General features: G+C 62.7%; 6 protein-coding genes. 2 read left to right on the top strand and 4 right to left on the bottom strand.

Annotated elements, in window-relative coordinates:
* Nucleotides 1–614: 614 nt before the first annotated feature.
* Together FLM9_RS04650 and recA are read left to right on the top strand one after the other, a co-directional pair.
* Nucleotides 615–1,367 (top strand): HAD family hydrolase, encoded by a 753-nt coding sequence (locus tag FLM9_RS04650; protein ID WP_074457484.1) that lies wholly within the window; start codon nt 615–617, stop codon nt 1,365–1,367.
* A gap of 100 nt (nt 1,368–1,467) precedes the next feature.
* Nucleotides 1,468–2,586, top strand: a complete 1,119-nt coding sequence (recA, locus tag FLM9_RS04645; RefSeq protein ID WP_074457482.1) for a recombinase RecA — start codon at nt 1,468–1,470, stop codon at nt 2,584–2,586.
* Here the strand turns inward: recA and clpB are convergent.
* The 4 genes from clpB to hemE form a co-directional block, all read right to left on the bottom strand.
* Nucleotides 2,583–5,207, bottom strand: a complete 2,625-nt coding sequence (gene clpB / locus FLM9_RS04640; RefSeq protein ID WP_074457483.1) for an ATP-dependent chaperone ClpB — start codon at nt 5,205–5,207, stop codon at nt 2,583–2,585. The two genes, recA and clpB, sit on opposite strands and share 4 nt — an antisense overlap.
* 125 nt (nt 5,208–5,332) lie before the next feature.
* The gene (gene petE / locus FLM9_RS04635; RefSeq protein WP_074457481.1) at nt 5,333–5,689 is read right to left on the bottom strand and encodes a plastocyanin; all 357 of its coding nucleotides are present in this window, start codon (nt 5,687–5,689) and stop codon (nt 5,333–5,335) included.
* Nucleotides 5,690–5,761: 72 nt separating this feature from the next.
* Complete coding sequence (locus FLM9_RS04630; RefSeq protein WP_074457480.1) at nt 5,762–6,790, bottom strand: NAD-dependent epimerase/dehydratase family protein; 1,029 nt, start codon at nt 6,788–6,790, stop codon at nt 5,762–5,764.
* Nucleotides 6,791–6,829: 39 nt separating this feature from the next.
* Entirely contained in the window at nt 6,830–7,882 is a 1,053-nt protein-coding gene (gene hemE / locus FLM9_RS04625; RefSeq protein WP_074457479.1) for a uroporphyrinogen decarboxylase, read from the bottom strand.

The raw sequence follows: 7,882 nt of genomic DNA, 5'->3' as shown, positions 1-7,882 counted from the left end.
TCAGGGGACCAGGAACAGTCGCCATTTCCCCACCTGAACACGGCCACTGGCCCCTGTCAACCCTTGCCACAACTGGCTTTTTATGGTGGCTTCCCGCAATCAGGACAACAGGGCTGCTGGCCCCAGCGCTGCTCCTCCAGGTGCCGGATGCAGGCAAGAGGGGTCGGCGCAAAGCGCTGGCTGATGCTCACCAGGTTCAGAGCTCTCCTCAGTGGGCAATTTTATTGGTCCGCCTCCCTCCCATCTTGTTAAGCACTTGACTTCCAATTCCGGAACAGAAAGCTGGACCGGGCGCTGGAAACCCTCCTGCAGCCCTGACGGCAGCCCATGGGCAAAGACCTCCTTCCCCATGGCGAGATGGCGTTCCGTGGAAAAGGTTGCTCTTAAGCATGCAATTCCCCTCAAGAAGGCCAATCCCCTGACGCCGCCACCACTGGGATGCCTCTGGAGCCGGTCGGGGTGATCAGGTGTTGCACCATGGATTACCGCTTGCGTGGGAATGCGGCAATGCCGTTGCTGGCCATACTTGAGCAAGGCAGGACAGCTTGATGTTCGCGCTGCCCGCCACCCGTCGCTCCCCCATGAACAGCCCGTGTCCTCCCAACCCTGCCGCCATGAGCCGTCCCGCTGTTCTTGCCCTGGATCTGGACGGGGTCCTTGTGGACGGCATGGAAGAGTACTGGAGGAGCAGCCTTGCGGCGGCGCGGGGCCTGGGTGCCCCCTGGGCTGGACCCCCTGGGGAGGTTCCACCGGCGTTCCGGTCCATTCGCCCTTGGGTGCATAGGGGTTGGGAGATGGTTGTGGTGACCTGGGCCCTGGCCTACGGCGCCCCTGCGGAAGCGTTTCTCCGGGACTATCCTGCTGCCTTACGGCAGTGGCAGGCGCGGTCGGGGCAATCCTCGGCGGCACTGCAGTATACCCTGGAGCGTCACCGCAGTGCTTGCCTCGCCCGTGATCCCCGGGGTTGGCTGGCCCAGCACCGTCTTTATCCCGGCGTGGCGGAGCGTTTACGCCGCTGTGCCGCTGAGGGGGTGGAATGGGTTGTGGTCACCACTAAGGGATGGGAGTTTGCTGCCGCCTTGCTAGCGCAGGACGGTCTCCAGCCCACAGCCATCTACGGTTGGGAGGAGGGTCCCAAAGTCCGTGTGTTGCGACGCCTGCTGGAGCAGCGGCAACCCATCTGGTTTGTGGAAGATCGGCTCCCCACCCTGGAGCAGGTGACGGCGGATCCCCAGCTTGCAGGTGTTGGTTGTTACTTGGCCGCCTGGGGCTACCTGCGTCATGCTGACAGGCAGCAGCTCCGTCCCCCCACCCATTGGCTGGATCACGCCACCTTTTGTGCCCCGTTCCCCGCCTGGCCGGCCTGAGACTGGGCTGTTATGGTTCAAACGTACTTTCTCCCCCGGATGTGGCAACCCTGGCAAACGTGGGAATACATCCTTAGAAGAGAAGACCTCTCCTTTCACCATGGCTGTTCACTCCAATTCCTCCGCTGACGCCCAGTCCCGCGATAAGGCCCTTGGGCTGGTGTTGAACCAGATTGAGCGCAACTTCGGCAAGGGCTCCATTATGCGTCTGGGGGATGCCTCCCGGATGCGGGTGGAGACCTTCCCCACCGGCGCCTTGCCCCTAGATCTGGCCTTGGGGGGTGGCTATCCCAAAGGCCGGGTTGTGGAAATCTACGGCCCGGAGAGTTCCGGCAAAACCACCCTGACCCTCCACGCCATTGCCCAGGTTCAGCAACAGGGAGGCGTGGCGGCCTTTGTGGATGCAGAGCATGCCTTGGATCCCGTCTATGCGGCCGCCCTGGGGGTGGACGTAGAAAACCTGCTGATTTCCCAGCCGGATACAGGGGAAATGGCCCTGGAGATCGTGGATCAACTGGTGCGCTCCGGCGCCGTGGCCTTGATCGTCGTGGACTCCGTCGCGGCCCTCACGCCCCGCTCGGAGATTGAGGGGGAGATGGGGGAAGTGTCGGTGGGCAGTCAGGCGCGACTCATGAGCCAGGCCATGCGCAAAATCACCGGCAACATCGGCAAGTCCGGCTGCACGGTGATTTTCCTGAATCAGTTGCGCCTCAAGATCGGGGTGGTCTACGGCAATCCCGAGACCACCACCGGGGGCAACGCCCTCAAGTTCTATGCCTCGGTGCGGCTGGACATTCGCCGCATCCAGACCTTGAAACGCTCCGGCAAGGAATACGGCATCCGCGCCAAGGTGAAGGTGGCCAAGAATAAAGTGGCGCCCCCCTTCCGGGTGGCGGAATTCGATATTGAATTTGGTCGCGGCATCAGTGCCGTGGGGTGTTTGCTGGATCTGGCCGAGGAAACAGGCGTGGTGGTGCGCAAAGGGGGCTGGTACAGCTACGGAGGGGACAACCTGGGCCAGGGGCGGGACAACACCGTCCGCTGCCTGGAGCAGGACGAGACGCTCCGGCAGACCATCGACAACCTTGTACGCCAAAAACTCAGCGAGGGCTCGGCTGTCATGGCCAATTCCGTGCGCCCCATCGCTGGCGCCGCCAAGCCTCTGCCGGAGGACACCGTTTCCTTGCCTGGGCAAGCCGCGGCGGCGGATGGTGGCTAGCGGGCCGCTGTGACCATTTCGGGGTGAGCCCCCTTGCCCATTCGCAACTGGGAGCCACGCCCCTCCTCCGGTTCCACAACAATGGTGTCCCCCTTGCGGAAATCACCCCGCAGGATGGCTTTGGCCATGGGGGTCTCCAGGTGTTTTTGAATGGCGCGCCGTAACGGCCTAGCCCCGTAGACGGGGTCGTAGCCCACGGCGGCCAGCCAGTCACAGGCTTCCGGGATGAGTACCAGACTCAGGCCCTTCTCTTGCAGCCGTTGCTGAAGCTGGGTGACTTGCAATTCCACGATGCGACGCAGTTCCTGCTTCCGGAGGGCATGGAAGATGATGATCTCGTCAATGCGGTTGAGAAACTCGGGGCGGAAGTGGGTGCCCAGGGCTTGTTTGACCCGGGCTTCCATCTCCCCATGGCGGCTGTCGTCACCGGCCAGATCCAGAATGGCCTGGCTGGCAATGTTGCTGGTGAGGATCACGATGCTGTTGGTGAAGTTCACCGTCCGGCCTTGGCTATCCGTGATACGGCCGTCATCCAGCACTTGCAGCAGTACGTTGAACACCTCGGGATGGGCTTTCTCCACCTCGTCCAGCAGGATCACCGCATAGGGCTTGCGCCGCACCGCCTCCGTGAGCTGACCCCCTTCCTCGTGGCCCACATAGCCGGGAGGGGCGCCAATGAGCCGGGATACGGCGTGGCGCTCCATGTACTCCGACATATCAAGCCGCACGATGGCGGCTTCATCGTCAAAGAGCTGTTCCGCCAGGGCTTTGCACAATTCCGTCTTGCCCACGCCGGTGGGACCCAGGAACAGAAATGAGGCAATAGGGCGCCGTGGATCCGCCAGCCCGGCGCGGGAGCGCTGGATGGCGTCGGCCACGCTGCCCACCGCCTCCTGTTGTCCCACCACCCGTGCCTGGAGCCGCTGCTCCAGATCCAACAGTTTCTGGAGTTCCGATTGGGCAAGGCGTTGGACCGGGATGCCGGTCCACTTGCTCACCACCTCCGCCACGTCCTCCTCGCTGATGGTTTGGCGCAACAATCTTTTCTCGTTGTCCTGGAGTTGCTGCTCTCCCTTCTGCAGACGCTGTTGCAGCTCGGCCAGGGTGCCGTATTCCAACTCCGCCGCCTTGTTGAGGTCGTAGTTGCGTTTGGCCTGCTCCAGCTTGACCTGCACCTGTTCAATCTGTTCCTTCAAGCCCTGGAGATCATCCAGAGCACCCTTCTCCTGTGTCCACTGGGCCATGAGGGCCCGCTGCTGCTCCGTCAGGTTGGCCAGATCCTGGTTGATGCGCGTGAGCCGCTCCCTGCTGGCCGCATCGCTCTCCTTGGCGAGGGACAATTTCTCCATCTCCAGTTGCAGAATCTTGCGGTCGATTTCATCAATCTCCTCGGGCTTGGAGGTGATCTCCGTTTTCAAATGGGCGGCGGCTTCATCCACCAGGTCAATGGCTTTATCCGGTAGGAAGCGGTCGTTGATGTAGCGACTGCTGAGCACCGCCGCTGCCACCAGGGCGTTATCGGCAATGCGCACGCCGTGGTGAACCTCGTAGCGCTCCTTGAGGCCCCGCAGGATGGAAATGGTGTCTTCCACGGTGGGCTGGGGCACCACCACCTGCTGGAAGCGGCGCTCCAGAGCGGCGTCTTTTTCAATGTAGCGGCGGTGTTCATCCAGGGTGGTGGCGCCAATGCAGCGCAGTTCCCCCCGGGCCAGCATGGGCTTGAGCAGATTGCTGGCGTCCATGGACCCGCCAGCGGCTCCGGCCCCCACCACGGTGTGAACCTCGTCAATGAACAACACAATCTGGTCCTTCCCCGACGTGACCTCCTTGAGCACGGCCTTGAGACGTTCCTCAAACTCACCCCGGTACTTGGCGCCGGCGATCAATGCACCCATGTCCAGGGAAACGAGGCGCCGATTCTGCAGCGCCGTCGGCACATCCCCGTTCACAATGCGCTGGGCCAACGCCTCCACAATGGCGGTCTTGCCCACGCCAGGCTCGCCGATCAACACGGGGTTGTTCTTGGTGCGCCGGGAGAGAATCTGGATGGTGCGGCGAATTTCTTCATCCCGCCCAATCACGGGATCAAGTTTCCCTTGACGGGCTGCTTCAGTCAAGTCACAGCCATAGTTTTGCAAAGCCTCGTAGGTGGCCTCCGGGCTTTGGCTGGTGACCCGCTGGTTGCCGCGGATGGATTGAACGGCGTCCTTGATGGCTTGACGACGCCCGCCAAGGGCCTGCAGCAGGGTTTTGCCACAGCGGCTGTCCTCACACAGAGCCAGCACCAAGTGCTCAGTGGCAATGAATTGATCCTTCCAGGCCTGCTGCTCCTTCTCCGCACGATCCAACAGTTGATCCAGGCTGGAGCCCAGGGAAACGGTGTCCGGAGGGGCACCCAGCTTGGGCTGCCTGGCCAGAAATTGCTCCAGATTGCTGTCCAGGGCGGCCACGTCCACGGCGGCTGCTTCCAGGATCCGCACCGCCAGATCCTTCTGCTCCAGCAGGGCCTTCAGCAGATGTTCGCTCTCCAGGGTCTGGGATTTGCGGGCCTTGGCCAGCGTGTGGGCAGAACTGACGGCCTCCCAGGCCTTGAGGGTGAAGGTTTCAGGGGTGGGCTGCATGGCGTCTCGGTAGGTCAATCTCTACCCAGCACCCTAAAAACCCCTTTGGATCAACACCAGGCGGTAGACCGCACCAGCCACTGCGGTCTACCGCCTTTTTGTGTGATTAGCAACCAGGAGCTGAATCACTCAACCGTGATGGTGCCCACCATGCCGGCACCACGATGGGGCTCGCAGTAGTAGCTGTAGGTGCCAGGCTCACTGAAGGTTTCCTCCCAGCTCTCGCCCGGAGCAAAGGCCAGATCTGTGTGGCTCAACTCCGTGTGACCTTCCACCACGGCATTGTGGGGACCCAGCTTGTTGTTCACGAACTTGACCGTATCGCCGGCGCCGATGGTCATCGTGTTAGGCTCAAAGGCCAGAAGGCCGCTATCGGTTCCCATTTTCACCTCAACGGTGGCAGCGGTCGCTGCAGATCCCCATCCCAGAAGACCAGCAAGACTCAGAACGGTAGCAAGGCAAATTCCCAGAAGGCGAGACATGGCGGGGCTCAGTCACTGGCAGAGATTTTACGGATTCGCCAGGCCCAACGGGGCCATGGGGCTTGGAGAGTGTTACATATCGGACCGTAAGTCATGGCCAGAGGCCGGCAGGCGGCCCCGCTGAGGGACCCCGGCGGCAGACAAGACCGTCTCCAGATCCGGGAAGCGGGACGCCCGGCCGAAGCTTTCCGGTCGGGTGACGGGATGATGAATGAAATGACGTTGCTGCAAGGTAAAGCGGTCCCACGGACTCAACTGGATGCGGAACACAGCCACCAGAGCCCGTAGTAACCAGTGGTGGAGTTGCACACCGGGAGGATGGGCCATGTGGCGGTAGCGGCAGAGTCGGGTCACGGTGCCATTGACGGTGAGGGGGTACTGGCCCAGCACATAGCGGTTCATGCCCCGCCAGCGCTGTGGTCCGGGCTGGTGGGGGGTTGTGAGCAGATGACCGCAGATGCTGGCCACGTCTGCCCCGTGGATGAAGTGATAGCTGCCCTCCAAGCGCAGGAAGCGGGCCAGCCAAAGCCATTGAAACAGTGGCCTCAGGCCCGTAGTGAGGTAGCTGGTGGGCCATGGGCCACCGCCGTCGATCCTGCCGGAAAAAACAAGGGTGGGGAAAATGGCCACGATCCTGTCCCGGAGGGCATGGGCCATCAACTGGCGCAGGCATATGGCCTTGGTCTGGATGTACTCGGTTCCCCACTGTTCCGCCTCCGGCAACAACTCCAGGTCACGGTCCACAATGCTGGCGGTGGAGAAATAGAGCACCTGCTGGAGGCGCCGGTGGTCAAGACAGGCCAGCAGATCCTTGACGGCTTGCACGTTGACCGCCCAGGCGCGGGCCGGGTCCCCCCAGGCGGTGGCGGTATGGATAACCCGATCCACCAGGGCCAGTTGCCGGCAAAAACGCCGGGGATGGCGCAGATCACCCACCAGTAGTTCCAGGCGGGGATGCCGGTGGTCAACGGCGGTGAGCTTTTGGGGCTGCCGCAGCCAAAGCAGCAGCTGGGCATTGCTGTGCTCCAGCAGCCAGGCCGCCACCGCCTGGCCGATGCAGCCGCTGGCGCCAGTGATCAGAATTCGGCTGGGTTGAGACAAGGCATCCGAGACAGAGGATTACATCCGCAGGTAGAAACCTCAAGCGGTCGCCTTGGCTCCCAAGCGCTTGCCGGCCGCGAAGAACAGGCGGGCATTTTCCTCCGGGGTGCCGGGCAAAATGCCATGGCCCAGGTTGAGAATGTGGCGTCGTCCCCGGGCCTTGCGGAGGGTATCCTCAATGCGGGCGCAAATCACCTCCGGGCTGCCATACAGAAGCCCGGGATCCACGTTGCCCTGGACCCCCAGGTGGGCGGGGAGTCGAGCCAGGCCGTCCGCCATGTCCACGGTCCAGTCCAGGCTGATGATGTCCGCACCGCTGGTTGCCATTCGCTCCAACACCCCTGCACTGCCAGAGATGTAGAGAATCAAGGGTGTGTCCGGGTGGGTTTGCTTCACCTGGCGGATAAGGCGCTGCTGATAGGGTCCCGCAAAGACGTCGTAATCCTGGGGGCTCAGTTGGCCAGCCCAGGAGTCGAAAATCTGCACCACCTGGGCGCCCGAGTCAATCTGATAGCGCACATAGGCGGCGATCCCGTCCGCCAAGTGGGCCAGCAACTGGTGCAACAGGGCCGGCTCGCGGAAGGCCATGGCCTTGATGACCCCGTAGGTTTTGCTGCTTTTGCCCTCCACGGCATAGGCCGCCAAGGTCCACGGGGCCCCCACAAATCCCAGGACCGCCGCGGCTGTGCCCACCGCCTCCCGTAGCCGCGTCAGCACAGAGCCCGCAAAGGCCATGGACGCGGCCGGCTCCAGGGGGCGCAGAGCCTCAATCCGGGCCTGGCTGCGGATGGGGTTGTGAATGAGGGGACCCTGGCTTTCCACAATGTCGAACTCAATGCCCATTCCCGGCAGGGGCGTGAGGATGTCCGAAAACAGGATCACCCCGTCCGGGTGAAAGGCCTCGAAGGGCTGCATGGAGATCTCGTAAGAGAGATCGGGGTTTTCCGAGCGCTCCCGAAAGGTGGGATAACGGTCCCGCAAGTCCCGATAGGCCTTCATGTAGCGCCCCGCCTGACGCATCATCCACACAGGCGTGCGCTCAACGGGTTCGCCCCGGGCGGCGCGCAGAAGCAGGGGAAGGGAATCGGCCAT

This window comes from Candidatus Synechococcus spongiarum, from assembly GCF_900047545.1.
Classification (GTDB): domain Bacteria; phylum Cyanobacteriota; class Cyanobacteriia; order PCC-6307; family Cyanobiaceae; genus Synechococcus_B; species Synechococcus_B spongiarum_C.
This window is presented reverse-complemented; position numbering and strand designations above follow the sequence as displayed.